General features: G+C 71.0%; 20 protein-coding genes. 10 read left to right on the top strand and 10 right to left on the bottom strand.

Annotated features, from left to right (window positions below):
• Positions 1 to 174: 174 nt before the first annotated feature.
• The gene (locus tag OG452_RS05875) at positions 175 to 1,530 is read right to left on the bottom strand and encodes a hypothetical protein (protein WP_327294553.1); all 1,356 of its coding nucleotides are present in this window, start codon (positions 1,528 to 1,530) and stop codon (positions 175 to 177) included.
• Between the two features lie 375 nt (positions 1,531 to 1,905).
• Complete coding sequence (locus tag OG452_RS05870) at positions 1,906 to 3,123, bottom strand: alpha/beta hydrolase (RefSeq protein WP_327294552.1); 1,218 nt, start codon at positions 3,121 to 3,123, stop codon at positions 1,906 to 1,908.
• A gap of 192 nt (positions 3,124 to 3,315) precedes the next feature.
• On the opposite strand from OG452_RS05870, the gene OG452_RS05865 reads away from it, so the two are divergent.
• The 3 genes from OG452_RS05865 (at position 3,316) to OG452_RS05855 (ending at position 6,653) form a co-directional block, all read left to right on the top strand.
• Positions 3,316 to 3,705 carry a VOC family protein gene (locus tag OG452_RS05865; RefSeq protein ID WP_327294551.1) on the top strand — a complete coding sequence of 130 codons (390 nt, stop codon included), beginning with the start codon at positions 3,316 to 3,318 and terminating at the stop codon, positions 3,703 to 3,705.
• A 401-nt stretch (positions 3,706 to 4,106) separates the two neighbouring features.
• The gene (gene rsgA, locus OG452_RS05860) at positions 4,107 to 5,225 is read left to right on the top strand and encodes a ribosome small subunit-dependent GTPase A (protein ID WP_327294550.1); all 1,119 of its coding nucleotides are present in this window, start codon (positions 4,107 to 4,109) and stop codon (positions 5,223 to 5,225) included.
• Positions 5,226 to 5,321: 96 nt separating this feature from the next.
• A complete protein-coding gene (locus tag OG452_RS05855) occupies positions 5,322 to 6,653 on the top strand; it encodes a DNA-3-methyladenine glycosylase 2 family protein (protein ID WP_327299523.1) in 1,332 nt (443 codons plus the stop codon).
• Positions 6,654 to 6,697: 44 nt separating this feature from the next.
• Here OG452_RS05855 and OG452_RS05850 read toward each other — a convergent pair whose 3' ends face one another.
• Positions 6,698 to 7,063, bottom strand: coding sequence for a PPOX class F420-dependent oxidoreductase (locus tag OG452_RS05850; RefSeq protein ID WP_327294549.1), 366 nt, complete (start codon positions 7,061 to 7,063; stop codon positions 6,698 to 6,700).
• Positions 7,064 to 7,309: 246 nt separating this feature from the next.
• On the opposite strand from OG452_RS05850, the gene OG452_RS05845 reads away from it, so the two are divergent.
• The 4 genes from OG452_RS05845 (at position 7,310) to OG452_RS05830 (ending at position 10,682) form a co-directional block, all read left to right on the top strand.
• The gene (locus tag OG452_RS05845; protein WP_327294548.1) at positions 7,310 to 7,843 is read left to right on the top strand and encodes a hypothetical protein; all 534 of its coding nucleotides are present in this window, start codon (positions 7,310 to 7,312) and stop codon (positions 7,841 to 7,843) included.
• A gap of 89 nt (positions 7,844 to 7,932) precedes the next feature.
• Entirely contained in the window at positions 7,933 to 8,802 is an 870-nt protein-coding gene (locus tag OG452_RS05840) for a DUF4097 family beta strand repeat-containing protein (protein ID WP_327294547.1), read from the top strand.
• An 87-nt stretch (positions 8,803 to 8,889) separates the two neighbouring features.
• Positions 8,890 to 9,903, top strand: coding sequence for an ATP-binding cassette domain-containing protein (locus OG452_RS05835; RefSeq protein WP_442809957.1), 1,014 nt, complete (start codon positions 8,890 to 8,892; stop codon positions 9,901 to 9,903).
• Entirely contained in the window at positions 9,900 to 10,682 is a 783-nt protein-coding gene (locus tag OG452_RS05830; protein ID WP_327294546.1) for an ABC transporter permease, read from the top strand. The genes OG452_RS05835 and OG452_RS05830 overlap by 4 nt, the downstream gene beginning before the upstream one ends.
• Positions 10,683 to 10,805: 123 nt before the next feature.
• Here OG452_RS05830 and OG452_RS05825 read toward each other — a convergent pair whose 3' ends face one another.
• The 3 genes from OG452_RS05825 to OG452_RS05815 form a co-directional block, all read right to left on the bottom strand.
• Entirely contained in the window at positions 10,806 to 13,160 is a 2,355-nt protein-coding gene (locus tag OG452_RS05825; protein WP_327294545.1) for a glycosyl hydrolase family 95 catalytic domain-containing protein, read from the bottom strand.
• A 133-nt stretch (positions 13,161 to 13,293) separates the two neighbouring features.
• Positions 13,294 to 13,776 (bottom strand): DUF456 domain-containing protein, encoded by a 483-nt coding sequence (locus OG452_RS05820; protein WP_327294544.1) that lies wholly within the window; start codon positions 13,774 to 13,776, stop codon positions 13,294 to 13,296.
• A gap of 140 nt (positions 13,777 to 13,916) precedes the next feature.
• Positions 13,917 to 14,951, bottom strand: a complete 1,035-nt coding sequence (locus OG452_RS05815) for a helix-turn-helix domain-containing protein (protein WP_327299521.1) — start codon at positions 14,949 to 14,951, stop codon at positions 13,917 to 13,919.
• A gap of 265 nt (positions 14,952 to 15,216) precedes the next feature.
• On the opposite strand from OG452_RS05815, the gene OG452_RS05810 reads away from it, so the two are divergent.
• The gene (locus tag OG452_RS05810) at positions 15,217 to 16,644 is read left to right on the top strand and encodes a protein phosphatase 2C domain-containing protein (protein WP_327294543.1); all 1,428 of its coding nucleotides are present in this window, start codon (positions 15,217 to 15,219) and stop codon (positions 16,642 to 16,644) included.
• Positions 16,645 to 16,764: 120 nt separating this feature from the next.
• Entirely contained in the window at positions 16,765 to 18,507 is a 1,743-nt protein-coding gene (locus OG452_RS05805) for a pyruvate dehydrogenase (protein ID WP_327294542.1), read from the top strand.
• Between the two features lie 131 nt (positions 18,508 to 18,638).
• Here the strand turns inward: OG452_RS05805 and OG452_RS05800 are convergent, their stop codons facing one another.
• Both OG452_RS05800 and OG452_RS05795 read right to left on the bottom strand, forming a co-directional pair.
• On the bottom strand, positions 18,639 to 19,016 hold the full coding sequence (locus OG452_RS05800) for a hypothetical protein (protein WP_327294541.1): 378 nt from the start codon (positions 19,014 to 19,016) through the stop codon (positions 18,639 to 18,641).
• A 214-nt stretch (positions 19,017 to 19,230) separates the two neighbouring features.
• Positions 19,231 to 22,356 carry an alpha-mannosidase gene (locus OG452_RS05795; RefSeq protein WP_327294540.1) on the bottom strand — a complete coding sequence of 1,042 codons (3,126 nt, stop codon included), beginning with the start codon at positions 22,354 to 22,356 and terminating at the stop codon, positions 19,231 to 19,233.
• A gap of 220 nt (positions 22,357 to 22,576) precedes the next feature.
• Here OG452_RS05795 and OG452_RS05790 point away from each other — a divergent pair, with 220 nt between their 5' ends.
• Complete coding sequence (locus OG452_RS05790) at positions 22,577 to 22,975, top strand: ATP-binding protein (protein ID WP_327294539.1); 399 nt, start codon at positions 22,577 to 22,579, stop codon at positions 22,973 to 22,975.
• A 122-nt stretch (positions 22,976 to 23,097) separates the two neighbouring features.
• Here the strand turns inward: OG452_RS05790 and OG452_RS05785 are convergent, their stop codons facing one another.
• Both OG452_RS05785 and OG452_RS05780 read right to left on the bottom strand, forming a co-directional pair.
• Positions 23,098 to 24,168 carry a DUF2637 domain-containing protein gene (locus OG452_RS05785; protein WP_327294538.1) on the bottom strand — a complete coding sequence of 357 codons (1,071 nt, stop codon included), beginning with the start codon at positions 24,166 to 24,168 and terminating at the stop codon, positions 23,098 to 23,100.
• A gap of 166 nt (positions 24,169 to 24,334) precedes the next feature.
• Positions 24,335 to 25,183, bottom strand: a complete 849-nt coding sequence (locus OG452_RS05780) for a (2Fe-2S)-binding protein (RefSeq protein WP_327294537.1) — start codon at positions 25,181 to 25,183, stop codon at positions 24,335 to 24,337.
• Positions 25,184 to 25,231: the final 48 nt, after the last annotated feature.

Raw genomic sequence — 25,231 nt, 5'->3', positions numbered from 1 at the left:
CGACCCCGCCGGGCCGCGGGTGCGTCCCGTGGGCCGGTCTTTCGCCCATTGCCGCGTCGGAGGCCGGACCATGGGGCCGCCTGCCACCCACGACAGGCGCCGCCGGCGTCGCGGAAGAGCCGGATGCGCTCCGTTCCGCCGCCAAATCGCCGCTGCAGCGCACCTGGCCGGCCGTCAGCGAGAACTCGGACGTGCGTGGCGCGGCGCTACGTATGCCGTGTAGGGGCCGCCTTGCTGTACGTCCGGCAGCCGGTGGCCGGTCCACGTCCGGGCGTACGCCGGCGGCCGTTGCCCCGCCGGGACGAGAACGGCAGTCGGCCGGTGCTCCGCGGTGTCGGTGATGCCCCGGACGGTGATGTTGGAGTTGTTGCCCGAGGTCGAGCCGGAGGCGCAGCCGGCGTAGTAGGCGATGGGGATGGCGTTGGTTCCGGTCACCAGACAGGGCCGTCTGACGCCGAGCCCGCGGAGGTCGGCAGCGATCCGCCCGTAGTCGGCGTGGGCCGTCACGTTGCGTGTGACCGTGTTGGTCAGCACGGCGTACTGAACGGTCAGATGGGCGGCAAGTACCAGGGTCACCAAGCCTGTTGCGACCGGCCGGAGCTTCGGCCTGCCCGCGCCTGCGGCCAACCACCATAGGCAGTCGGCGACCGGAAGTGCCAGCAAGGCGTACGTCGGCAGCAGGAAGCGCGGCGCGGCATAGTTGACCAGCAGCAGGTAGGGCACTGCCATCGACACCCCGCACAGTGCGGGCAGTAGCACGGACGGCAGGCGCCGGCCCTTTCGGGCAACGGCCACCCCGCCCGCGGCGAGCACAGGCAGAGCTAACCACCACAGTGAATCCACCTTGTTCGACCATGGCACGTTGCACGGCCGGCAAAGCGTGCGGCCGCCCAGCGCCCGCAACTGATCGGCGAAGGCCAGATGCCAGCTGATGCCACCCTCGACCCGGCCGGAGGTCTGGAGCCGGGACACCACCCCTCCGTAGCGCAGGTACGACTCCGCCACCCATTCCGCACCGCCCGCCGCCAGCCCGGAGGCGATCGCGGCGAACACCGCCCAGTGACGCCACGCGCGAACCAGGAACGCCGCGCCGACAAGGGGCAGGGCGAGCCAGAATCCGTCGGGAGGACGCAGCAGGACCACGGCGGCGAGGCAGAGCGCGGCGCCGAACAGTGCCCGGCGGTCCGTCCGCCCGGCGCAACGGCTGACCACCGCCGTCAGGTAGAAACCGGCACAGGACAGCGAGCCGAGTGCGACCCACAGGTTGGGCATCGCCTGCGGCCCGTAGAACTGGGTGACCCACAACCCTGCGAACAGCACGCCCGCGAGCGCCAGCCGGGGCGCGGGCTGACATCGCCGCCATACCCACAGTGCCCCCAGTAGGCCTGCGCCGGACAGCACTGCGAGGTAGCAGCGCAGTGCCACGGTCGACGAGGTCAGCGCAGCTACGGGGGCCACCAGGTACGAGATGCCGCGGGCACGCGGGGCGCTGAAGAAAGCCGCCGGGGCGTGGGAGCTCACCTGGCTCACGTACACGGTCTCATCCCAGCCGAGGCCCAAGTGCGGTAGTACGAAGGCGAATTGTAACGATGTGAAGGCCACCGCGACTGCTACGAGCCACCCGGCGCCCACACGGTGCGAGGCCGGGGAAGAGAGATCCCCCAGAACCACGATGCCCCTTTTATTCAAATAAGTCTCATTCATTCAGGCACCCTACAAGCTGCCGGCCGGGTCCCCCGGGGAATCGCCCCCGGGCGCCCCGACGACTTCTCGACGGGTTCGGATGTGCCTGCGCGAGCACCGAATTCCGTCACCTTCCGCTCCACCCCCTTCAAGGAGGACAGGTGAATCGGTGGAGGCGATGAATGCGGCCGACGCAGCCAACTCCGCGGGTCCGGCCCGGAGTCAGGGGTGGCGCCTCTGGTGACGCAGCGGCGGCATCTGGCTGCCGGGGGCCTGTACCGCAGCGCCGCCGCCGCTTCCGCCGCCCGCCCGCAGCCCGCCCCGGGTGTCCTGGACGCCGCTCAGCCGGCCGGACAACCAGCGGAAGACCTCGGGCAGCAGCGGCTTCCACACCACGTTCAGATGGCCGCCGTGGGTCCGCTGCACCCATACCTTGGTGGGCGCCTTCGCGGCCTTGCGGAGTGCGAGCCCGTCCTCGTAGCCGTCGCCGTGCTGCCCGGTGAGGAAGAGCGAGGTGCGCGGCGGGTGCCCGGCGTGGGTGAGTATCCACAGCGGGTTGGTCTCGCGGCGCAGCACCGGGTCACCCGCCGTGACCGAGTCGGATTCGGCGGCCGGGTCGTTGTAGCCGGAGAGTGCGACCCCGGCGCGGTAGCGGCCGGGGTGCTCGATGGCGAGCTTGGCGGCGCAGTGGGCGCCCGCCGAGATCCCGGCGACGCCCCATCCGCCGGCCCCGGTCTCGGCCCGGAAATTGTCGCTGACCATCTTGCGTACGTCCACGCTGAGCCAGGTGTCGGCGTCGACGACGCCCGGCACATTGGCGCAGCCGGTGTCCTCCCCGCCCAGCAGCGAGGTGCGCGGCGCTACCAGGATGAAAGGCTTGACCTCGCCCTTCGCCATCAGCGGCTGGAGCTGGCGGTTCACATCGAGGTTGGTGAACCAGTCCTTGGCCGAGCCCGGGTAGCCGGGGAGTATCTCCACGACGGGGAAGTCCTTGGCCTTGAACGCAGGGTCGGAGTACTGCGGCGGCAGCCAGACGTACACCTCACCGTCCGCCCCGGACACCCGGCCCGTCAGATGTGTGACCCGTACGCCCGCCCCCATCCTGGAGTCGTCGACCGGCGTAAAGGTCTGTTTGACCCGCGGCTCCCGTGAGACGCTCCGCCCGCCGGTCCCGTCGTCGCCAAGGTCGGGGGCCGCGCCGACGTGGCTGGCGGTGCCGAGCAGGTCACCCCAATTGTCGTAGAGCCCGTTCGCGTTGTTGACGGCGACGAACACGACGACTATGGCCGCCGCCTGCGCGACGAGCACCATGGCGAATCTCACGGCCCCGCGCACCACGACGGGTCCGTGGACCTTGTGCCAGAGAAACAGCGGCACCGTAACGGCGAGGGCGGCCACCAGGGTCGCGGTCACGAAGAAGGGAGTTCCGGTCAGGCTCATCACGGCAGACAAGAGCAACGTGAGAGCCTCTCGGTTGCCGGTTTTGCCATGGGTTTACGCGGGTGAGCGGAGGCCATGGGGCTGCGCCCGGCGAAGGGGCGGAGCGGGCGGAATCCGGCGTGTGCCCGGCCGGGCGGGGTAGGAGGCTCCCCAGAGAACAGGAATGTGCCGCAGACCGAAAGCAGGAGGACCATGGGCGTCCCGAAAACGACTGTGCTGGTGCTCGACTGTTCGGAGCACGCGGAACTGGCCGACTTCTACGCCCAGTTGCTCGGGGCTGAAGCACGTATGGGGGCCGATCCCGACGTCATGGAGGTCATCGGGAACGACGGCGTCCATCTGGCGGTCCGCAAGGACCACGGTTACGCTCCGCCGAGCTGGCCGCGGCCCGATGACGCCTCCCAGGCGCACCTTCGCATCCTGGTGTCCCAGGACGATATGGACGAGGCCGAACGTGAGGCGATCGGCCTCGGTGCGCGCCCCCTCGACACCAAGAACAACGGCGGTCGACGCGATGTCCGCATGTACTCCGATCCCGCCGGGCACTCGTTCGCCCTCGTGGTCTCCGCTCCGGTTCGGTGAGCCCCCGCAGCGCATCGAAGCATGGGGTGTTGGGGGGAAAGTCCGGTGGCACGCGCGTGGGTGCGGGTGGGACGAAGGCCCTTGTCCGGGCGTCCAGGCCTTGGCGGCGGAGCAGGCCGGCATGCGCCTCGCGGCTTGAGGACGTTCGGCGGGAGAAAAGAGCTGGCGCGGCGGCGGGCCCGTGCCTATGGTTTGCGGTGTTCCTCCGGCGGCTTGCTGCTGCCGGGATTGGCTGACGCAAGGCAGGAGGTGTGACCGATGGCTGTCGTCATGGTGGGTGCTGTCCGCACCCGGAAGCTCATTCACTCCACCTCCGTGGTCTCCGGCTGATCCCTCTCAGATCTCTCTTTGTCCGCGCCCGTCGGCGCGGTGCCGGGGCCACCCTTGTGAAGGGTCACCCCTTGTCTTTCTCTTCTTCCTCCCAGGCTTCCTCCGCTTCCGCGCACCCGCTCGCCGCTTACGGCTGGGATGCGGACTGGGAGGCCGAGTTCGCCCCCTATGCCGGACAAGGCCTGCTGCCCGGCCGGGTCGTACGCGTCGACCGCGGGCAGTGCGATGTCATCACCACGACCGGACCCGTGCGGGCCGACACCGAGTACGTCGTACCGCGCGACCCCATGCGGGCCGTGTGCACCGGCGACTGGGCCGCGGTCGACCCGGGCGGTGACCCGCAGTTCGCGCGGGCACTGCTGCCGCGCAGGACCGCCTTCGTACGCTCGACGTCGTCCGACCGTTCCGAGGGCCAGATCCTCGCCGCCAACGTCGATCACGTGATCATCGCTGTGTCGCTCGCCGTCGAGCTCGACCTCGGCCGGATCGAGCGGTTCCTCGCCCTTGCGTGGGAGTCGGGCGCCACGCCGCTGGTCGTCCTCACCAAGGCCGACCTGGTACCGGACCCCACCGGGCTCTCGTATCTCGTCGACGACGTCGAGACCGCCGCACCGGGCGTACAGGTGCTGCCCGTCAGCTCCGCCACCGGCGACGGCGTGGACGTCCTGGCGGCCGTGGTGGCCGGGGGGACGAGCGTGCTGCTCGGAGCCTCCGGCGCGGGCAAGTCGACCCTGGCCAACGCACTGATCGGTGACGACGTGATGGAGGTGCAGGCCACCCGTGATGTGGACGGCAAGGGCCGGCACACCACCACCACCCGTAATCTGCTCGTCCTGCCCGGCGGTGGCGTCCTCATCGACACCCCGGGGCTGCGCGGTGTCGGGCTCTGGGACGCGTCGAGCGGGGTCAGTCAGGTCTTCTCCGAGATCGACACGCTCGCCGAGCAGTGCCGTTTCCACGACTGCGCCCATGAGTCGGAGCCAGGATGCGCGGTGCTCGCGGCCATCGACGACGGCTCGCTGCCGGTCCGCCGCCTGGAGAGCTACCGCAAGCTGCTCCGGGAGAATCAGCGCATCCTCGCGAGGACCGACGCCCGGATGCGCGCCGCGATCCGGCGGGACTGGAAGATGAAGGGCGCGGAAGGCCGGGCCGCCATGGAGGCCAAGCGCGGCAAGATCCGCAAGCCCTGAGCGGATCCGGTCCCCGGCCCTGGCACAGTGGTCCCGGGCGCGCTGTCCGTTTTCCGCCAGCGGGGGGCCGGGGGCCGGGGCACACTGGTCTCCGTGATGGATGAAGAGACCAGGTACGAGGCGGTGAGCAGCCGCGACGCGCGCTTCGACGGAGAGTTCTTCTTCGCGGTGCGCACCACGGGGATCTACTGCCGGCCCAGCTGTCCGGCGGTGACCCCCAAACGCCGGAACGTCTCCTTCTACCCGACGGCGGCGGCGGCCCAGGGCAGCGGTTTCCGCGCCTGCCGCCGCTGCCGGCCGGACGCCGTGCCCGGCTCCGCCGCCTGGAACGTCCGCGCCGACGTCGTCGGCCGCGCCATGCGCATGATCGGCGACGGGGTGGTCGACCGCGAGGGTGTGCCGGGCCTCGCGGTACGGCTCGGCTACAGCACCCGGCAGGTCCAGCGGCAGCTGACCGCCGAGGTCGGCGCGGGCCCGGTCGCGCTGGCCCGCGCACAGCGCTCGCACACCGCGCGCGTACTGCTCCAGACCACCGGGCTGCCTGTCACGGAGATCGCGTTCGCGTCCGGCTTCGCTAGCGTGCGGCAGTTCAACGACACCATCCGGCAGATCTACGCCCGCACGCCGAGCGAGCTGCGGGCCGAGGCCGCCGCATCCGTGCCGGGCGTCTCCGCCGGGACTGCCGCCGGTATCCCGCTGCGGCTCGCCCACCGCGGCCCCTACGCGGCACGCGAGGTCTTCGACCTGCTGGCGCGGGAGGCGATCCCGCGGATCGAGGAGGTGCCGGGCAAGCCCGGCTTCCGCACCTACCGGCGCACGCTGCGGCTGCCGTACGGCTCGGGCATCGCCGCTGTCGGCGAGCGGTCGGCCGGGCGCTGGCTGGACGCGCGGATCCACCTCACCGATCTGCGGGACCTGACCACCGCGGTGCAGCGCCTGCGCCGGCTCTTCGACCTGGACGCCGATCCGTACGCCATCGACGAACGGCTCGCCGCCGACCCGCGCCTCGCACCGCTCGTCGCCCGCCGCCCGGGGCTGCGCTCACCCGGGACCGCGGAGCCCGAGGAGTTCGCGGTACGGGCGCTGGCCGGGCGGGAGAAGTCGCAGTGGCTGGTCGAGCGCTACGGCACAGCCCTCGACCGGCCCTGCGGCGGACTCACCCACCTCTTCCCGGCCCCGGCCGGACTGCTGGCCGACGAGCCCTCGCTGGGCGCGGTGTCCGCCGTACGCCTCGACCCGGGAGCCGACCGGGACGAGGCGGAACAGGCGCTTCTCGCGCTGCCGGGTATGACCCCGCGCGGGGCGGCGCTGATCCGGATGCGGGCGCTGGGCGACCCCGATGTGGCGTTCCCCGGTGAGCCCGGCGCGGAGAGCTGGCGGCCCTGGCGCTCGTACGCCCTGCGGCACATCTGGCTTGAGCAGCAGTGAGAAGCCGTGAGCAGCCGTGAGCGGCCGGGGGAGGGCCTGCCGGATTACTCCAGGCCCCAGCTGTGGATCTTCGCGGGGTGGATGCGGATCAACTCATCGCTGAAGTGCGAACCCAGCTCGTGCGGCCCGGTCAGCAGCTCGGCCTCGCCCCGGATGTCCACCCCGCGCACCGCCCACGGCTGAACGCTCACCACGTCGTCCACGACCAGTGCGACCTTCGGATTGGCCTGCAGATTCCGCCACTTCTTGGTCGTGCCGAGGGCGTACCCACCGATCAGGATCGTCCCGTCCTCCTGCGGAAAGAAGCCGACCGGGTTCGCCTGCGGCTGCCCCCTGGGGTCGACGGTGGCCAACCGCCCCAGGCGCTGGCCGGCTAGATACGCGCGTTCGGCGTCGGTGAATTCGCTCATGCGCCCAGCATCGCGCGCGGACCCCGTGACTGCATCGGTGACCTTGGTGGTGCCACGTGGTGCCAAGTGGTGCCATCGGATGCGCCAAGGAGAGGGAGGGGCCACATGGCGCCGCATTGACGCAACTTGGCGCGCGGTGTGTTTCCGCACGTCAGGGCTGGCTGAAGTTGCCGGATAACCTCCGATCGACAGTCGTTTCCCTTGCGGGGCTTGCATGTGGCGCCATCGTGGTGCCATTATGGCGTCATGGACCTCACGCCGTATGTCGACAACCTCCGCCGCGAACTCGCGGTGGCCGCCGAAGCCGGTGGCGAAGAAGCCCGCGAGCTGGCCGAGCGGCTCACCGCTCCCCTGGAGTCGGCGACCCGCCTGACGATGCTCAACGTGCTCTCCGCCGCGATGGGTGAGGTCACCCGGGAACTCGCCCCCGGGTCGGTCGACGTACGGCTGCGCGGGATCGACCCCGACTTCGTGGTGACGCGGCCGGCGGCCGATGAGGCGTACCAGGACAGGAGCGGGCCCGTCGAGCCGCTCAAGGCCCTGGCCCCGGCACCCGCCGAGGGCGACGACGGCGGCGGCACCGCCCGTGTCAATCTGCGCCTGCCCGCCCATCTCAAGGCGCGCGCCGAGGAGGCCGCGAGCCGCGAGGGCCTCTCGGCCAACGCGTGGCTGGTACGAGCCGTGTCGGCCGCGGTCGACGGCGGCGCCTCGTCACGTACTGCCGAGAAAACCCGCACCACCCGAACCGTCGGGCAGAGCTTCACGGGCTGGGTGCGCTAGCCGCCCCGCCCACCTCGCTTCACCTCCACCACGTCCCAACGGCAGGGACGCCACGAAGATCCAAGAAGACCCAAGAGGACGGGACAGTCATGCCTTCTTTCGACGCTCCTTTCGGTACTCCTTTCGACACCCCTGTACCGATCTCGGTCACCGCCCGCGTGGATGCCGGATCCATCGGGTTCATCGCCGCCGACCGGCTCGACACTCTCGTCGATGTGCAGCCCCGCGATCCGAAGAAGGACCGGGACGTACAAGCGGCGAAGCAGACCGAAGTGCGGTACACGAGCGGCCTGTTGACCATCAGGACGCCCAAGGGGCGTTATCTCATCGGGCCCGCCGGCACCGTCGATGTGACGGTGGAACTGCCTACGGGTTCGCAGGTCGACATGACCGGTGGCTGGGTCCAGGTGCGCGGTGAGGGCCGGCTCGGCGAGGTCCGTGTGAAGACCTCGGCGGGTGACGTCCGCCTCGAAACCACTGGACCGCTGCACCTGACCGCGTCCCACGGCAGTATCAACGTGGACCGCGTCGAGGGCCCGGCGGAGATCGCCACCAGCTCCGGCAGCCTGCGCGTCGGTGCCGTCGACGGCACCGCCGTCCTGAAGAACTCGCACGGCACCACGACCGTGGGTGACGCGATGGGCGATCTGCGGGTGAGTGGCGCCAACGGTGACATCTCCATCGAGCGCGCCCGGCGCTCGGTTGCCGCCACCACCGCCAACGGCACCTTGCGTGTCGCCGAAGTCGCCTGTGGGACCGTCCAGTTGGAGACCTCCAACGGCGCCATCGAGATCGGCATCCGCGAGGGCACGGCCGCCTGGCTCGACGCCGGCTCGGCCTTCGGCCAGGTGCACAACGCGCTCGGCGCATCCGACAGTCCGTCCGAGTCCGAGGACACCGTCGAGGTCAGGGCCCGTACCCGGAACGGCAACATCGACATCCGCCGCGCCCGGGCCTGATCCGCCCGGCCCTGTACGGCCAAAGCACTTCACCCTCGCCGCGCCTTCACGCCTTCACGCCTTCACGCCTTCGAGAGGGAGGACTCCATGGCTTCAATTGTCATGCCCACGTTCAAGTCGGGTGGCCGACGGCCGCCCGCTGTCTCCGCCGCCGGTCTGCGCAAGTCGTACGGTGACAAGACCGTTCTCGACGGCATCGATCTGCGGATCCCGACCGGCACAGTGTTCGCCCTGCTCGGGCCGAACGGCGCCGGCAAGACCACCACCGTGCAGATCCTGTCCACGCTCATCTCGGCCGACGGCGGCCAGGCCCAGGTCGCGGGCCACGACGTCGCCACATCGCCGGACGGCGTGCGCGCCGCGATCGGAGTCACCGGGCAGTTCGCCGCACTCGATGACCTGCTCACCGCCGAGGAGAACCTGCTCCTCATGGCCGACCTGCTGCACCTCGGCAAGCGCGAAGGGCGCAAGCGAGCCGCGGAGTTGCTGGAGCGGTTCGAGATCGCGGACGTTGCGCACAAGCGCGCCGCGTTCTTCTCGGGCGGTATGCGGCGCCGGCTCGACCTCGCCATGACGCTGGTCGGCGACCCACAGGTGATCTTCCTCGACGAGCCGACGACCGGGCTCGACCCGCGCAGCCGCCGCACCATGTGGGAGACCGTGCATTCGCTGGTCGCCGGCGGCGTCACCGTCTTCCTCACCACGCAGTACCTGGAGGAGGCCGACCAGTTGGCGGACCGGATCGCGGTGCTCGACGGCGGGCGGATCGTCGCGGAGGGCACCGCCGACGAGCTCAAGGCGCAGATCCCCGGCAGCCATGTACGGCTCCGGTTCACCGGCCCCGACGAGTACGAGCGCGCCGCCGCCTTCCCCGGCGCGGCCCGGGACGACGAGCAGTTCGCCCTGCGTGTCGCGGGCGACGGCGGGCTCGAAGCGCTGCGCGCCCTGCTCGACCGGCTGGACGCCGCCGGTACCCGCGCCGCCGACTTCTCCGTGCACACCCCCGACCTCGACGATGTGTTCCTCGCCCTGACCGGCGGCGGCAGCACCAACACCGCGCTCCACCTGACGGAGACGCAAGTGAAGGAGACCCTGCGATGAGCACCCTCGCCTACGCCGTGCACGACTCGGTGACGATGCTGCGGCGGAATGTGAAGCACGCGATCCGCTATCCGGCGGTGGGGCTCGGCACCGCCATGACGCCGATCCTGATGCTGCTGCTGTTCGTGTACGCCTTCGGCGACTCGATCGGCGCCGGCATGGGTGGCGGCCGGGGCGCGTATCTGAACTACCTGACGCCCGGCATCATCATCATGGGGGTGGCCGCCGGCTCGATGTCGACCTCGATCGCGGTCTGCACCGACATGACCGAGGGCATCATCAACCGCTTCCGCACCATGAACATCTCACGCTCGTCGTTCATGACGGGGCATGTCGTCGGCAGCGTCGTCCAGACGATGCTGAGCACCGTGCTGGTCGTCGGCGTCGCGCTCGCCGTCGGCTTCCGGTCCGGGGCGAGCCCGCTGGAGTGGCTGGCCGCGGCAGGTCTCCTCACGGCCATCGGCTTCGCGGTGACCTGGCTGTCCACGGCGCTCGGCCTGGTCTCCAAGACCGTCGAGTCGGCGAGCAACAAGCCGTTGCTCGTCCAGTTCCTGCCGTTCCTCGGCTCGGCGTTCGTGCCGGCCGGGTCGATGTCGCCGGGCCTGCGCTGGTTCGCCGAGTACCAGCCCTTCACGCCGATGACCGAGACACTGCGCGGCCTGCTCTCCGGCTCGGAGATCGGCAACGACGGCTGGATCTCGCTCGCCTGGTGCGCCGGTATCGCCCTGGTCGGATACGTCTGGTCGCGGTCGCTCTTCAACAGCAGCACCAAGCGCTGAAGCAGCACCAAGCGCTGAGTCCCGGACCACGGAGCCGGGCAAGGACCGGACCAGGGCGGGGCGTTCACTCGCCGGCAGGGAGTGAACGCCTCCGCCCTTACGGCCTGTCGGCCTCCGGCGGCGTCACGCGGGCAGACCCCAGCGGGCGGCCTGTTCGTTCGGAGTAACCGGCCGCACCGTCAGATCCGGGTGGTCGCCCGCCGCGGTGATGAGCGCGGACTCGCCCCTGCGGAGCGCGATGGTGACAGTGCCGTCGCCCCCGTCCTCGTACCGCAGCGGGTGCCCGTGGCCGTCGCGTACGTCGATGGGTCCGGCGATCCCATGGCGTACGGCACACGGTGCGCCCACCTCACTGGTCACCCTGACCCAGCGGTTCACCCCCTTCTCCCGTACCGCACTGAGCAGGAACGCCCCCTGCGTACGGAAGTCGTGGAGCACCAGGTCGCCCCAGGCCGCCGGGACCGCCGGAAAGACCCTGATCACACCGCCCCACGACTGGCAGAGCATGTCGTGCAGCGACTGCGCCGCCGACAGCGGCGTCTCGATGACCGGGCCCGACTCCTTGTACATGGTGTTGGCCTGGATGAAGCGGGCCATCAGCTCGCCCAGGTACTTCAGCGTGTCCTCGCCCTTGCCGAGCAGCGCGGACATCGAGGTGGCGCCGGTGAACGTGTAACCCTGGAGGGCCCCTTCGAAGCCGACCCAGTGGGCAAGCGACTTCTCGATCAGCGCGCGCTCGTCCGGGGTGCGGCCGGTCAGCTCGTAGAGCGGGTAGACCGCGAGGAGGTGCGAGTAGTGGCGGTGGGACATCGCGAAGGGAACGCCCGCGCCGATCATGAAGCCGTTCTCGTCGACCGGGTACGGCGTCAGTCTGGCCAGCACCTCCTGCCAGCGTTCCTTCAGCGGGTCCTTGATACCGAGGGTGGCGGCCGAATCGACCAGCGTGCGGCAGCCCCAGCGCAGCAGCATCAGGTCGTAGTTGGTGTCCGGGGCGTCGACCCCGTACTCCGGCGAGAAGGTGGCCGGCAGATGCAGCTTGCCGTCCTTGCCCGGGGTCAGGAAGTGCAGGTAGTAGTTGACGGCCTTGCGCAGCAGCGGGAAGAGCGTGTCGCGCAGGATCCGCTCGTCCATGGTGTGGCGGTAGCTCAGCCAGACGTTGTGCAGCGCCCAGGTGAGGTTGCCGACCTCGGGTGTCGGCGGGTCCTCGCCGGGGATGCCCACGCCGTAACCACCGTTGACGACGGCCGCCCCGTTGACCAGCTGGGGGTCGGTGGTGCGCGGGATACCTGCCGAGTCCTTCCGGTACGGCGCCGCCAGCTGGTTCGACAGGTTCTCCCGGAACTCGCCCAACGCCCGCGTCACCGCGTCGAGTTCCAGGTGGTTCGAGCCGTGGATCAGCCAGTACTCCAGCTGGACGTTGAGATTCCACCAGGTGTTTGGCCAGGGCGTCGGCTCCAGCCAGGGCCCTGACGTCGCCATGACGGGGGCGTCGGCGCGGGCGGCGGACGCGACCTTGTAGAGCTGGATCCAGTAGAAGCGCTGGATACGGGCGTCCGGTACGGACAGGAAGCTCTTGCGGTAGTAGTCGTGCCACCAGGCCCGGTGGGCCAGCGCGTGTACGTCGAGGGGGACCGGCGCCACGCCGCGAATCAGTCGTACGGCCTGGTCGAGTGCGGTGTTCTTCGGGTGGGAGTGCGCCACGGTGGCGTAGAGCGTGCGCCGTGCGCCGTGGGTGCGCTCCTGCCACGCGGTCACATGCTGGCCGCCGGCGAGGAGCGGCTGCACGGCGGTCGTCACCCCGCTGTGCTCCTCGGTCACGGCCGGCGGATTGGCCGTGTAGCCGTCGGGGAGCGGCTTCGACGCGGCGCGCGGGCTGATCGACTCGGCCGTGTGGAAGACCCAGCGGAAGTCCTGCTCGCCCTCGCTCGGAGTGATCTCGACGGCCAGCACCGAGAGCGAGTTGTGGACCAGGGCTCGCAGGGTGAGGGTGCCGCGGTCGGTGGTCAGCGTGCCGGTCAGCTCGGCGTCGCGCAGCCCAAGACGCCAGACGATGCCGGTGATGGTGCCGGCCGGTTCCAGGGTGAAGTAGCCGATGGGCAGCCGGGCGAGGCCGAAGAGCGAGCCGAACTCGGGGCGGTGGTCGGTGACCTCGGAGTGCTGGACGTTGAAGCGGACCGCGTTCCGGCCCGGCTCGGCGTAGATCCCCGAACCGAGGTAGCCGTTGCCGAGGTACGGGCCCTCGTACCAGGTCTTCGGCATCCGCTGCCAGACAAGGTCGGCGTCGTCGAGAATCGCCTTCCAGCTGTCGTCCGATGACTGGACGGCGGTCGGTGTGATCCGGGGTGAGGCAGCGGCGGCGCCGCCCGGAGCGGCCTGCGCGGGTACCGCGGCCAGGCCCCCGGTGAGCAGGGCGCCGCCGATGGCGGTGCCGGTGGCGAGAACCGTTCGTCGTTTCGGTGGTTCAGGTACAGCGGCCATGACGCCTCCCGGCGGCTCGTAACCCAAGAATTCATCCGAGCTATCCCCTGGAGAAAGGTAGACACGGCACTGGGGTGCGTCAATGAGTCGGGAGAGATCCCATGTATTGCGGGTTGTCGCGGTCGGCGGCGTGCTAGCCCAGGATGAGCGCGCCGAGCCAGGCGCCGATGACGGCCAGACAGGCGAGCAGTTCGACGAGAACCGCTGTCCCGATGGCCCGCATGACCGTACGGGTGGACGCCCGGCCGGCCCGGTGGCTGCCGAGGCGCACCCGCTCCGCTCCGTAGATCCCTCCGATGAAACCGGCGATACCGCCGAGCACCGGCACGATGAAGAAGCCCACGATGCCCGCGGCTCCGCCGATGTACACCGTCCTGCGCGGCGCCCCGGACTCGCGCGGACGGCGCGTGGGCAGCAGCGGACGGAGCGCCTGGTTCAGCAGTAGCAGGGCCGTGGCACCGGCGAGGATGGCCCAGGCCAGGCCGGTGGTGTCGGTCAGCGCCCACCACGCGGCGGCGGCCCACACGATCGCCGGCCCCGGCACACCGGGAACCAGGACCCCCGCCAGGCCGAGCAGCATCACCAGGCCCACCGCGACGAGCTGCCACAGACTCATCTGCCAAGCGTGCCGGAAGCGACCGTCCCGCGCAGCGCGGCACCGGGCCTCCGGCCGCCGGTATGTTGGAGCGGGTGGGGGTCGTACGAATCCGGTGGGTGCGCCCGGCAGGTGCGCGGGGCACCGCCCGCCGGCTCCGGTCAGCCGCTCCAGTCGGCCGTCGTGTTCCGGCCGGGTGGGTTCCGGTCGGGGGTCCTGGCGACCCAGCCCTTCTCGGACGCGTGCCAGCCGAGCTGCAGCCGTGTGGTGACCCCGGCCAGTTCCATCAGGCCTTTTACTCGCCGCTGCACCGTCCGCAATCCCAGCTCCAGCTGTTTTGCGACGCTCGCGTCGGTCATCCCGGCGAGCAGCAGCGAGAGGATCTGCAGATCCGTGGCGTCGGGACCCGGCTCGCCGTCCTCGGTCACCTCTCCACTGTGTCCCAGCCGCAGCGGCAGCGCCTCCCGCCACACGGCTTCGAACAGTCCCCGCAGTGATTCCAGGAGACCGCTCCCGTGGACGACCAGCGCGGAAGGCTGCGCGCCCCGGCCGGTCAGCGGCACCATCGCCAGGCTCCGGTCCGCGATCACCAGCTTCGTCGGCACCCGGTCGATGACGCGTACCTGCTCCTTGCGGCCCAGCGCCTCGGCCAGCTCGGCTATCCCGCCCGGCTCCTCCAGGACCACTCGCTCCAGCACCACCCGGTACGAGACCCCGCGGCTCGCCGCCCGCTCCTCGGCATCGTTGTCACCGCTGGACACCGCGATCGGATTGCCGCCGGTCACCAGGGCGCAGACCTCGTCGGCCGCACCCAGCTGCAACTGCAGGAAACGCTGGGACACGGCGTTCGCCCCGGTGACCACTTCCACCAGGTCGAGTACCGCCGGTTCCTTCGCCTCCGCCCTGAACTCCTCGACCAGCAACGCGGCCGTCAGCTCGGCCTGTTCCAGCTCGTGGCGGTGCTGGGTGAGCAGGGCGCCCAGCGCGACACCCGGCGGTGCGGCCACCCACCTGCCGGTCCGTGCGGACGACTGCGCGGCCAGGCCGTGCCGTTCGAGGCGGCGCAGGGCGCGTTCGGTCTCGGTCTCGGAGAGCTGCAGCCGGTGCGCGAGATCGGCCACATCGGCCGCGCCGAGCGCGACGAGTGAGCGGTACGCCGACTCCTGGAGGTCGTCCAGACCTATGACACCGAGCAAGGGAACCTCGATCCGCTGGCGGCTTTGAGTCACGGCGGGTTTCCGCCGCGGCACATCATCGCCGGTGAACTCCGGTTTCTGCCAGGGTGATCGAACTGGTGTCACAGAACCCGGCTTCCGGGCAGGCCCGGTTGACCGTATCGGGCGGTTTGCAGCGCTCACTCCGCAACTCCGTTGGGCCGCACCCCCGTGGGGGGCGGTGCGGTCCAACGGGCAATTCCGCGCACCCTGTACCGGGACCACCCCATCGATGGACAATAGGGGCATGAGTCAGCAGGGGGAGCAGCCCGCCACGGCCGACGACTGGTGGGGCCGGCTGTACGACGAGACCGCAGAGGACCAGACGACCGCCGACAAGGGCGACAGCCTGGACGACCGCTTCGACTCCGCGGCGGGGACGGTGGGGCCGGTGGGGGGCGCGGATGCCGGTGCGGCTCCCGGTACGGCCGATCAGGAACCACCGGGTACGGAGGCGGAGTTGCCACCCCTGGTGTACCCGCCGACCAGGCCCGCCCCCGATCCCGCTCCGTGGCCGGTGACTGAACCGAGGGCCCGGGCGCCGTGGGAGCCGCCTGCGGAAGGCGTACTGCCTTCCCGTACCTTTCCGTTCCAGCGGGGGAGGAGCGGTGGGAGTGGCACGCACGCGCCGGCCCCACCACCGGCCCCAGCCCAAGCGCCGGTGCCAACACCCGCACCAGCCCCCGCTCCCCCCACCGCCGCGCGCCCCGCCGTCGCCCATGTGGGTGACGGACCGCCCACCTACGACGCCGAGCCCACCGCCCTGCCCGCCGCGCGCCCCGACGCCCTCGGCGAGCTCGTCGCCGACACCGTCCTCGACGGCGCCTGCTACGGCTCGTACACCGTGCGCGCCACCTCCGTACGCGGTGACTCCGCCCGGTACCGGGGTGAGCCCCGCAGGGACGCCCTGCTCACCGCCCGTTTCGGCAGCGGCGACAGCGCGCTGGTGCTGGTCGCCGTCGCCAGTGGCGCCCGCGCGTCGGAAGGCGCGCACCTCGCAGCCGCCGATGCCTGCCGCTGGATCGGCGGGGCCGTCGGACGCAGCAGGCGGCGGCTCGCCGAGGACATCAGGGCGGGCCGCAGGGACGACCTCAAGTCGGGGCTGCACCGGCTCACCGGGCGCGGCTTCGGCAAACTGCGGGCCCGCGCCGCCGAACTGGGCCTCGACCCCCACGCGTACACCGCGTCCCTGCGCTGCCTGCTGCTCTCCGGAGACCCCGAATGCCGCACCCGGGTCTTCTTCGGGGTCGGCGACGGCGGGCTCTTCCGTCTCCGTGACGGCGCCTGGCAGGACCTGGAGCCCGCGATGCCGGTCCCGTCCGAGTCCGTCGGGGGGGCGGTGGTCGGCTTCGGTTCGGCGCCGCCCGGCGACCGGCCGCCCACGGGCCCCGGCGCGGCGGCGCCGCTCTCCGCCCACCTGGACACCCCGCAGCGGCTGCCGGCCACCGAGCCGTTCCGCTTCCGTGCGTCGGTCGCCCGGCCGGGCGACACCCTGCTGCTGTGCAGCGCGGGCCTCGCCGAACCGCTGCGCGGCGAGCCTGCGCTCTCCGGCGAACTGGCCGCGCGCTGGGCGCCGGCCGAGCCGCCGGGGCTCACGGAGTTCCTGGCCGACGCCCAGGTACGAGTCAAGGGATACGCAGACGACCGCACCGCCGCAGCGGTCTGGGAGAGCTGAGGTTCACCGGCGGCCCACCCGCCCGGTGCGGCGCGGCAGCCCCGGGGTTCAGGAGAACCGGGGTCATGAGAAGGCGTAATAGCGCAGGCGCGACGGGGGCGCCCATGGGTTGATGGAGGCATGGCCAAACAGAACGTTGCGGAGCAGTTCGTCGACATCCTCGTCCGCGCGGGCGTGGAGCGCCTGTACGGAGTCGTCGGCGACAGCCTGAACCCTGTCGTGGACGCCATCCGGCGCAACGCGGCCATCGACTGGATCCAGGTCAAACACGAGGAGACCGCCGCGTTCGCGGCAGGCGCCGAGGCCCAGGTCACCGGCAAGCTCGCGGCCTGCGCCGGCTCCTGCGGCCCCGGGAATCTGCATCTGATCAACGGCCTGTTCGACGCCCACCGCTCCATGGCGCCGGTCCTCGCCCTCGCCTCGCACATCCCCTCCAGCGAGATCGGCCTCGGGTACTTCCAGGAGACCCATCCCGACCGGCTGTTCCAGGAGTGCAGCCACTACAGCGAGATGATCTCCAGCCCGCAGCAGATGCCGCGGCTGCTCCAGACCGCCATCCAGCACGCCATCGGCCAGAGCGGTGTCAGCGTGGTGACCCTCCCCGGCGACATCGCGGGCGCCCCGGCCCCGGACCGGACCGGTGAGTCCGCACTGGTCACCTCGCGTCCCTCGGTGCGTCCGGGCGAGGCGGAGATCGAGAAGCTGGCCCGCCTGATCGACAAGGCCGAACGGGTGACGCTCTTCTGCGGCAGCGGTACGGCGGGCGCGCACGCCGAGGTGATGAAGTTCGCCGAGCGGATCAAGTCCCCGGTGGGCCACGCGCTGCGCGGCAAGGAGTGGATCCAGTACGACAACCCGTACGACGTCGGCATGAGCGGCCTCCTCGGCTACGGAGCCGCCTACGAGGCCACGCACGAGTGCGATCTGCTGCTCCTGCTCGGGACCGACTTCCCGTACAACGCCTTTCTGCCCGACGACGTGAAGATCGCCCAGGTCGACATCCGTCCGGAGCACCTCGGCCGCCGTACCAAGCTGGACCTCGCGGTGTGGGGCGATGTGCGCGAGACGCTGCTGGCGCTGACTCCGCGGGTGAAGGCGAAGACCAGTCGCAAGTTCCTCGACAAGATGCTCAAGAAGCACGCCGATGCCCTCGAAGGTGTCGTGAAGGCCTATACGCGCAAGGTCGAGAAGCACATCCCGATCCACCCCGAGTACGTGGCGTCCGTCCTGGACGAAGTGGCCGACGACGACGCGGTGTTCACGGTGGACACCGGGATGAACAACGTGTGGGCTGCCCGCTATCTGACGCCCAACGGCCGCCGACGGGTGATCGGTTCGTTCAGTCACGGCTCGATGGCCAACGCCCTGCCGCAGGCCATCGGCGCACAGTTCACCGACCGGCAGCGGCAGGTCGTCGCGATGTCCGGCGACGGCGGCTTCTCGATGCTCATGGGCGACTTCCTGACCCTCGTGCAGTACGACCTGCCGGTGAAGGTCGTCGTCTTCAACAACTCCGCGCTCGGCATGGTCGAGCTGGAGATGATGGTGGGCGGCCTCCCCGCGTACGGCACCACCCACCAGCCCTTCGACTTCGCGGCCATCGCGCGGGCCGCGGGGGCCTACGGCGTCCGCGTCGAGAAGCCGAAACAGCTGGCCGGGGCGCTCACGGACGCCTTCAAGCACAAGGGCCCCGCCCTGGTGGACGTGGTCACCGACCCGAACGCGCTCTCCATCCCGCCGCGGATCAGCGCCGACATGGTCAGCGGCTTCGCGCTCTCCGCGTCCAAGATCGTGCTGGACGGCGGCGTGGGCCGGATGGTGCAGATGGCCCGCTCCAACCTGCGGAACATGCCGAGGCCGTAGGGCCGCAGAGCCGGGAGCGGCGTTCCTGGGCTCCGTCGGTCAGGTCGTGTTGGTGAACAGCTGGTCGAGGTGCTGGTCGACGGCGGCCAGGGCCTCGGCCGGCTCGATCACACCCAGTTCGATGAGTGGGGTCAAGCCGGTGAGTGCCAGGAGCAGGTTGGTCTCGGTCGCCGGGTCGCGGTCGGGGCTGATGTGGCCATCGGTGACTGCCTGGCGGAGGATCTGCCCGACGAGGTCGCGGCCGTGCGCCAGCCCGTCGCGCGCGCGTGTGTGTGGATGCTCGCGTCGTGCAGTGCCTCCAGGACATAGACGGCGCTCATCCGGCTCGTCGCGCGCGCGTCGGGATGCAGCGGGAGCATCTCCGTCAGCATCACTCGGAGCAGGTCACGGGGGTGTGGTGGGTCGCCGAGTTCTCTGACGCCTTCGGCGACGCGCAGTGATGTCCGTTCGGACGCGAAGTCCATGGCGAAGACCAACATCTCTTCCCGGGTGGAGAAGTAGTGCTGCACCGCGCCGTGGGAGATGGCCGAGTCGAAGACCTTGCCCTACCCGGAAGAGGCCTCCCGCCGGATCTGGGAGGGACACGCCCCGGCCCCCTTCGACGTCACGTAGACGAGGACCCGACTGCCGGTCTGTCCGCTTCCCGTACAGCCGCTGCGCGACATGCCCAGGGCCGCGGGGCGTAAGGGGGAAGCGGCGCCGTCCGCCCCGGGACGGCGGCGGTCAGGCCGGGCGCAGCCGCAGGGTCAGGATCTGGAAGGGGCGCAGCGCCACCGCGAGCGTGCCGCCGTCCGCCGTCACTTCACGCAGTGGCCGTTCCAGCAGGTCGGTGATCTCGGCCCGCCCCACCGGGAACCCGAACCTGACCGCGGTGTCCGCACGCCCGCCCGCCGACTCGTAGAGCCGCACCACTACATCCCCGCTGCGGTCCTCGGCGAGCTTCACCGACTCCACCGTCACCGCCGGATGGTCCGTGGCGACCAGCGGCGCCAGCGCGGGGGCGTCCGCCGTCCGCAGCGGGAGGTTGAGCGCCAGCCCCTCCCGTACGGCGTCGGTCACCCCGGCACCCGGGTACAGCGCGTAGCTGAACCGATGGGTGCCCAGGTCCGTCTCCGGGTCCGGGCTGTGCGGGGCGCGCAGCAGCGTCAGCCGCACGGTCGTGCCAAGACCGTCCCGGTGCTCGGCCCGCGTCACATCGTGGCCGTACGTCGAGTCGTTGAGCACCGCGACCCCGTACCCCGGTTCGGCGACCCGCAGCCAGCGGTGCGCGCAGATCTCGAAACGGGCCGCGTCCCAGCTGGTGTTGGTGTGCGTGGGGCGGTGCACATGGCCGAACTGGATCTCGGCCGTGGACCGTTCGGCATGCACGTCGAGCGGGAAAGCGGCCTTGAGTACCTTCTCGGACTCCTGCCAGTCGGCCTCCGTGAGGATGTCCAGGCGGGGGCTCTCCGCGTCGAGCCGCAGCTCCTGGGTGATACGCGAGGCCCCGAAGGTCCGCACCACCCGCACCGCGGCCCGCAGCGGCCCCTCACCGACGACCTCCACCGAATCGGCGGCGGTGAGGTCGGTGCGGCTGCGCCGGTAGTGCCGGTCGATGTCCCAGGCGTCCCACTTATTGGGGTGGTCGGGGTGCAGCTGGAGCAGATTGCCGCGGCTGCCGGGGGCCAGGACCTCGCGGTCCGCCGCCAGGTCGCGCACCGAGGACAGCAGCCCGTCCGCGTCCACCGTGACCCGCAGCAGCCCGTTGTCCAGCACGATCGCCGGCCCGTCCGCCGTCACCACCACGGGGGCGCCGGGCGCCGTACCGCTGACCGGCGCGGAACCGAGCGGCGGCACCTCGGCGAAGGCGAGAGCGCCGCCCGCTGTGCCTTCGATTCCGTCCCCCCTGTCTCCGGTTCCGTCTGCCGCACGGACGACCTCGCGGCGCCCGTACGGTGAGGCGTTGAGTACGGCCCTGGGGGAGGGGCTTTCGGCCAACGGGCGTACATCCGGGCCGAGTTCGAGCGCTTCGACCGCGCCGGCGATGAGCGCCTCCAGCTCCTCCCGTACCCCCGCGTAGGTCTCACGCGCCTCCCGGTGCACCCACGCGATCGACGAACCGGGCAGGATGTCGTGGAACTGGTGCAGCAGCACGGTCTTCCAGATCCGGTCCAGACCGTCGTGGGGATAGGCGTACGTGTCCGACCGGAGCGCGGCCGCAGTCGACCACAACTCTGCCTCTCGCAGCAGGTGTTCACTGCGGCGGTTGCCCTGCTTGGTCTTCGCCTGCGTGGTGTACGTGGCGCGGTGCAGCTCCAGATAGAGCTCGCCCGACCAGACGGGCGCCTGTCGCCCGTACTCCTCCTCGGCCGCAGCGAAGAAAGCCGACGGTTTCTCGATCTCGACGCGCGGCGAGCCCTCCAGGTCCCGGAGCCTGCGCGCCTTCTCCAGCATCTCGCGCGTGGGGCCGCCCCCGCCGTCGCCCCAGCCGAACGGCACCAGGGAGCGCGTCGCACGCCCCTTGTCCGCGAAGTTCCGCTCGGCGTGGGCCAGTTCGGAGCCGTGCAGCTGGGAGTTGTACGTGTCGACGGGCGGGAAGTGGGTGAAGACCCGGGTCCCGTCGATGCCCTCCCACCAGAAGGAGTGGTGCGGCATCGGGTTCGACTGGTTCCAGGACAGCTTCTGGGTGAGGAACCACCTGATCCCCGCGAGCTTCGCCAGCTGCGGGAAGGCGGCCGTATAGCCGAAGGAGTCCGGCAGCCAGATCTCCTCGGTCTGGACACCCAGCTCCTCGGCGAAGAAGCGCCTGCCGTGCACGATCTGGCGGGCCAGCGCCTCACCCCCCGGCATATTGGCGTCCGACTCCACCCACATGGAGCCGACCGGAGCCCAGTTCCCTTCCGCCACGGCTTTCTTGATGCGCTGCCAGATGTACGGCTGGTTCTCCTTGACCCAGGCGTACTGCTGGGCCTGCGAACAGGCGAAGACCAGCTCCGGGTAGTCGGCTGCCAGCGCCGTCACATTGGCGAAGGTCCGCGATGCCTTCCGTACGGTCTCGCGCAGCGGCCACAGCCACGCCGAGTCGATATGGGCGTGACCGGTGGCCGAGATCCGGTGCGCGCCCGCATCGGCGGGCCTGGCCAGCGCCGGCGCGAGGGCCTCCCGCCCGGCCGCCGCCGTGCCCGGCACGTCGTGCAGATCCAGCGCGTCCAGCATGTCCTCGAGGGCGCGCAGGATCTCATGGTGCCTGCTCCGGTCGGCGGGCAGCTCCCGCATCAGCTCGGAGAGCACCTCGATGTCGATGACCAGCTGCCAGACGTCCTCGTCCAGTACGGCGAGATCCGCCGACGCGAAGCGGTAGACGGGTTCGTCGCCCGCGGTCAGGACGTCGCCCAGCGGTGTCGGTTCGAAGCCGTGCTGGAGCACCGCGGGGTTGGCGGCGGCCTCAAGGAGCAGACACACCGGTTCGCCGCCCGCGGCCGGCGCCGCCACGGGCACCTGGCGGTTGCGCGGATGGATGCCCTTGACCGGCACGCCTTCGGCGTCGTAGATCATCCCCTCGGCCTGGAACCCCGGTCCCTGGCCGGTGAATCCCGGGTCGATCACGGCCTCGACCCGGCGGCCGGCCCAGGCGTCGGGGACGGCGCCCTCCAGCCGGAACCAGCTGGTCGACCAGGGCCTGCCCCACTCCGTCCCGGCCGCGAAGGGCTCGTACGTACCGCGCAACGCCTCCGCCACGGGCACCGGCTCGTCCGGCGCGTGCCAGACGGACAGGGTGAGGCCCACCCGGGCCGGGTACTGCGCGGGGCGGATGAACTGGTTCAGGGCCCGCTCCAAACGGCCCTCGACCAGCGATCGGTCGTCGTGCATCGCGGCTCCTACGGGATCGGCTCGGCGTGACGTTCCCCGCTTGCCTTCCCCGGCGGAGCGCACGGCACCCGCCCCCGAGGCGTGAGTACCCGCCTGCCGGGCATGCATTCCGGGAGGCTGTTCGAGCACGACAGAGCACCACGACTTGCAGGCGGGGGATATGACGGGGCGTCACAGTGGTACGAGTACCGCACCTGACCGGTGCGGCCAGGGATCCGGCATGCCAGGGAGGCGCCGGAGCGGACGGCTGCACCGCAGACTGGGCCGGGGGGATCTGCCGGCGGTGAAGGACGTACGGCACGGGCTCAGGGAACTGCTGCGGCGGTGCGGAAGCCAGAGCAGCGCCGACGTGGCCGAGCTGCTCACCAGCGAGCTGGTGACGAACGCGCTGGTCCACACGGACCGGGGAGCGGTCGTCACGGCCGGGGTCGGCCCGGCCGGGCTCCGGGTGGAGGTAAGGGATTTCACCAACGGCCGGCCGGAGCCCCGCGGCGCCACCGACGAGAGCACGCACGGCCGGGGGCTGCTCCTGGTGCAGGCGCTCGCGGACGCCTGGGGCGTACGGACGCACGAGGTGGGGAAGTCGGTCTGGTTCGAACTCGAAGGCGGTCCGGCGTGAACCACACCTGACCGCCTTCGGGCCGCCCTGACCGTGTTCGGCCGCCCTGACCGCGTTCTGCCGCACGGCGGAATCCGGTCAGGGCGTTCAACCGGACACCTGGCTGTAGCGCGCGGCGTCGCTCAGCCGAATTGCTGTTCGAGATCCTTCAGTTTCTGCTCCAGGGAGTCGAGGCGGGGGAGCGTCTGGGTGTCGTCCTCGGCGGTGAGGTCGACCGTCACGGCATCGGTTCCCGCCGCATCCCGGTCGGAGTCAGGACCGGTCACGGCCTGCAGGGAGGGCCTGGCGCGTAAAGGCAGCTGTCCCGGCTCGGGTATGGCAGGCTCCGAGACCGCCTTCGGCGCACCCACAGCCGCAGCCGTGCCCGCCACCTCCACCTGACGGCTGCCGCGGCCGCGCCCAAGCGACCGGTGCTGCCTGCTGATCGCCTTGAGGTGGGCCCGCTCCAGCTTGTCGTGCTCCCGCTTCCGGAGCCGGTTCTGCTCCTTCTGGCGCCGGTCGTCACGGACCTCGTCGACTGCCTCGTCCAGCGTCCGTACACCCTCCAGGAGCATCAGCGACCAGGCGCCGAAGGTCTCCCGGGGAGCGCGCAGCCACCGTACGATCCGGATCTGCGGCAGCGGGCGGGGGACGAGCCCCTGCTCACGCAGCGCCGCCACCCGGGTCTGCTTCAGCGCGCGGTCGAACAGCACAGCGGCCGAGAGCGACATCCCCGCGAAGAACTGCGGAGCGCCCGCGTGGGCCAGGCCGCGCGGCGCGTGCACCCAGTTGAACCAGGCCGCCGCTCCGGCGAACGTCCACACCAGCAGCCGCGAACCGAGCGCCGCGTCACCGTGGCTCGCCTCCCGCACCGCCAGCACGGAACAGAACATGGCGGCGCCGTCGAGGCCGAACGGGACCAGGTACTCCCAGCCGCCCGTGAGGTTGAGGTTCTGCCGGCCGAAGCCCACCAGTCCGTGGAAGGACAGCGCGGCGGCGACCGCCGCGCAGCAGAACAGCAGCAGATACGAGGCGGTCCCGTAGACCGCCTCCTTGTGCCGTCTGCGTTCCTCGCTGCGCTCCCAGGTGTCGTCGGCCGATCCCTTGTCGGCGGAGCGCCTGCCGCGCACGAGCACCGCCACCGCGACCAGGACCCCCGCGATCATCACGCCACCGGGAAGCAGCCAGTCCAGAGATATGTCGGTCAGTCGCATGCGGTGTCCCTTGCATCGCGTCAGTGCATTGCGGCCGCAATATTGGCTCAGATCCCGGGGCCCTCAGAGCGTTTCGGGACAAGAGCACGCCAACGAAGTGCACGGAGCACCGGATAGGGGCGATCTGATCGAACTGCCTTGCGTGTTGACCGTGTTGGGTTCGAATTCAGTCAGCCGAAGGAGGGGTGTCGGCGCTGAGCCTGGCCACTCGGTCGGCGTCGCAGGTGCGCGGGCAGGTAACGCAGGTGTCCCCGGGGCGCACGGTGTAGAAGAGGCAGCAGCTCGCGCGGTCGCGGGTCGGCAGCGGCCGGCCCTGCGGACCGGTCAGCTCCCGGAAGCCCGCCGTGCCGACGTACGGGGCGGTCGCGCCCGGCAGCAGCAGCTCAAGCTCCGCCACCCCGCGCGGCTCCTCGCCGAGCAGATGGGCGACGTACCAGAGCCCCTCGACGATCTCGTCGGTCGCCATCCCCCACAGCGCCCGCCGGCCGCGGCGCATCCGCGGGCCGAAGCCGTCGAGCACTGGTTCCAGATGCTCGGTGACGGCCGCCCGCACCTCGGCGCGCAGCGCGTCCTCGTCCGCGACCACGTATGCGCCGGGCGCCCCGGCGGCCGGGTCGTCCGGCAGACAGGCGAACGCGCCGGTCCGTACGGCCATCCGGCCCAGCGTGCGCTGGAAGGAGACGGCGCCGACCGGGAGCCTCGGCACCCTGCGGTGCAGGAACCACGGGACCGTGATCAGCAGACAGGCGGGCCAGGCGTACCGGTGGAAGCCGAAGCCGGCGATGACGTCCGGCCGGGCCCGCTGCCCGTAGTCGCGCTCCACCTGCGCGCTGTCCCAGGCGAGGAACGTGTCGAGCGCCCTGCCGCCCGCCGCGAGGCCGGTGGCGGTCACCCAGCCCCCGCCGGACGGCAGACGTCCGTCCGGGGGCTCGGTGACGGACAGGCCGGGGAACACCCCGGCCAGTCGCTCGTAGGAAGCGGCGACGGGGGAGCGCAGCAAGGTGGAGACGGTCATGCAGGGACCACCGAATCGCGATCGTTGGCAGGTAAGCCTTACCTTATC

The sequence above is a fragment of the Streptomyces sp. NBC_01197 genome, from assembly GCF_036010505.1.
Taxonomy (GTDB): domain Bacteria; phylum Actinomycetota; class Actinomycetes; order Streptomycetales; family Streptomycetaceae; genus Streptomyces.
The sequence above is the reverse complement of the archived record's forward strand: the minus strand, read 5'-3'. Positions and strand labels throughout refer to the sequence as shown.

What these genes read in the sequence shown, in the direction of transcription:
- OG452_RS05810 (WP_327294543.1), top strand. Translation starts at nt 15,217, where the DNA reads ATGAGTCAGCAGGGGGAGCAGCCCGCCACGGCCGACGACTGGTGGGGC.
- OG452_RS05865 (WP_327294551.1), top strand. Translation starts at nt 3,316, where the DNA reads ATGGGCGTCCCGAAAACGACTGTGCTGGTGCTCGACTGTTCGGAGCAC.
- OG452_RS05805 (WP_327294542.1), top strand. Translation starts at nt 16,765, where the DNA reads ATGGCCAAACAGAACGTTGCGGAGCAGTTCGTCGACATCCTCGTCCGC.
- OG452_RS05795 (WP_327294540.1), bottom strand. Translation starts at nt 22,356, where the DNA reads ATGCACGACGACCGATCGCTGGTCGAGGGCCGTTTGGAGCGGGCCCTG.
- OG452_RS05830 (WP_327294546.1), top strand. Translation starts at nt 9,900, where the DNA reads ATGAGCACCCTCGCCTACGCCGTGCACGACTCGGTGACGATGCTGCGG.
- OG452_RS05780 (WP_327294537.1), bottom strand. Translation starts at nt 25,183, where the DNA reads ATGACCGTCTCCACCTTGCTGCGCTCCCCCGTCGCCGCTTCCTACGAG.
- OG452_RS05855 (WP_327299523.1), top strand. Translation starts at nt 5,322, where the DNA reads ATGGATGAAGAGACCAGGTACGAGGCGGTGAGCAGCCGCGACGCGCGC.
- OG452_RS05850 (WP_327294549.1), bottom strand. Translation starts at nt 7,063, where the DNA reads ATGAGCGAATTCACCGACGCCGAACGCGCGTATCTAGCCGGCCAGCGC.
- OG452_RS05835 (WP_442809957.1), top strand. Translation starts at nt 8,890, where the DNA reads ATGGCTTCAATTGTCATGCCCACGTTCAAGTCGGGTGGCCGACGGCCG.
- OG452_RS05790 (WP_327294539.1), top strand. Translation starts at nt 22,577, where the DNA reads ATGCCAGGGAGGCGCCGGAGCGGACGGCTGCACCGCAGACTGGGCCGG.
- OG452_RS05785 (WP_327294538.1), bottom strand. Translation starts at nt 24,168, where the DNA reads ATGCGACTGACCGACATATCTCTGGACTGGCTGCTTCCCGGTGGCGTG.
- OG452_RS05840 (WP_327294547.1), top strand. Translation starts at nt 7,933, where the DNA reads ATGCCTTCTTTCGACGCTCCTTTCGGTACTCCTTTCGACACCCCTGTA.
- OG452_RS05870 (WP_327294552.1), bottom strand. Translation starts at nt 3,123, where the DNA reads ATGAGCCTGACCGGAACTCCCTTCTTCGTGACCGCGACCCTGGTGGCC.
- OG452_RS05845 (WP_327294548.1), top strand. Translation starts at nt 7,310, where the DNA reads ATGGACCTCACGCCGTATGTCGACAACCTCCGCCGCGAACTCGCGGTG.
- OG452_RS05825 (WP_327294545.1), bottom strand. Translation starts at nt 13,160, where the DNA reads ATGGCCGCTGTACCTGAACCACCGAAACGACGAACGGTTCTCGCCACC.
- OG452_RS05820 (WP_327294544.1), bottom strand. Translation starts at nt 13,776, where the DNA reads ATGAGTCTGTGGCAGCTCGTCGCGGTGGGCCTGGTGATGCTGCTCGGC.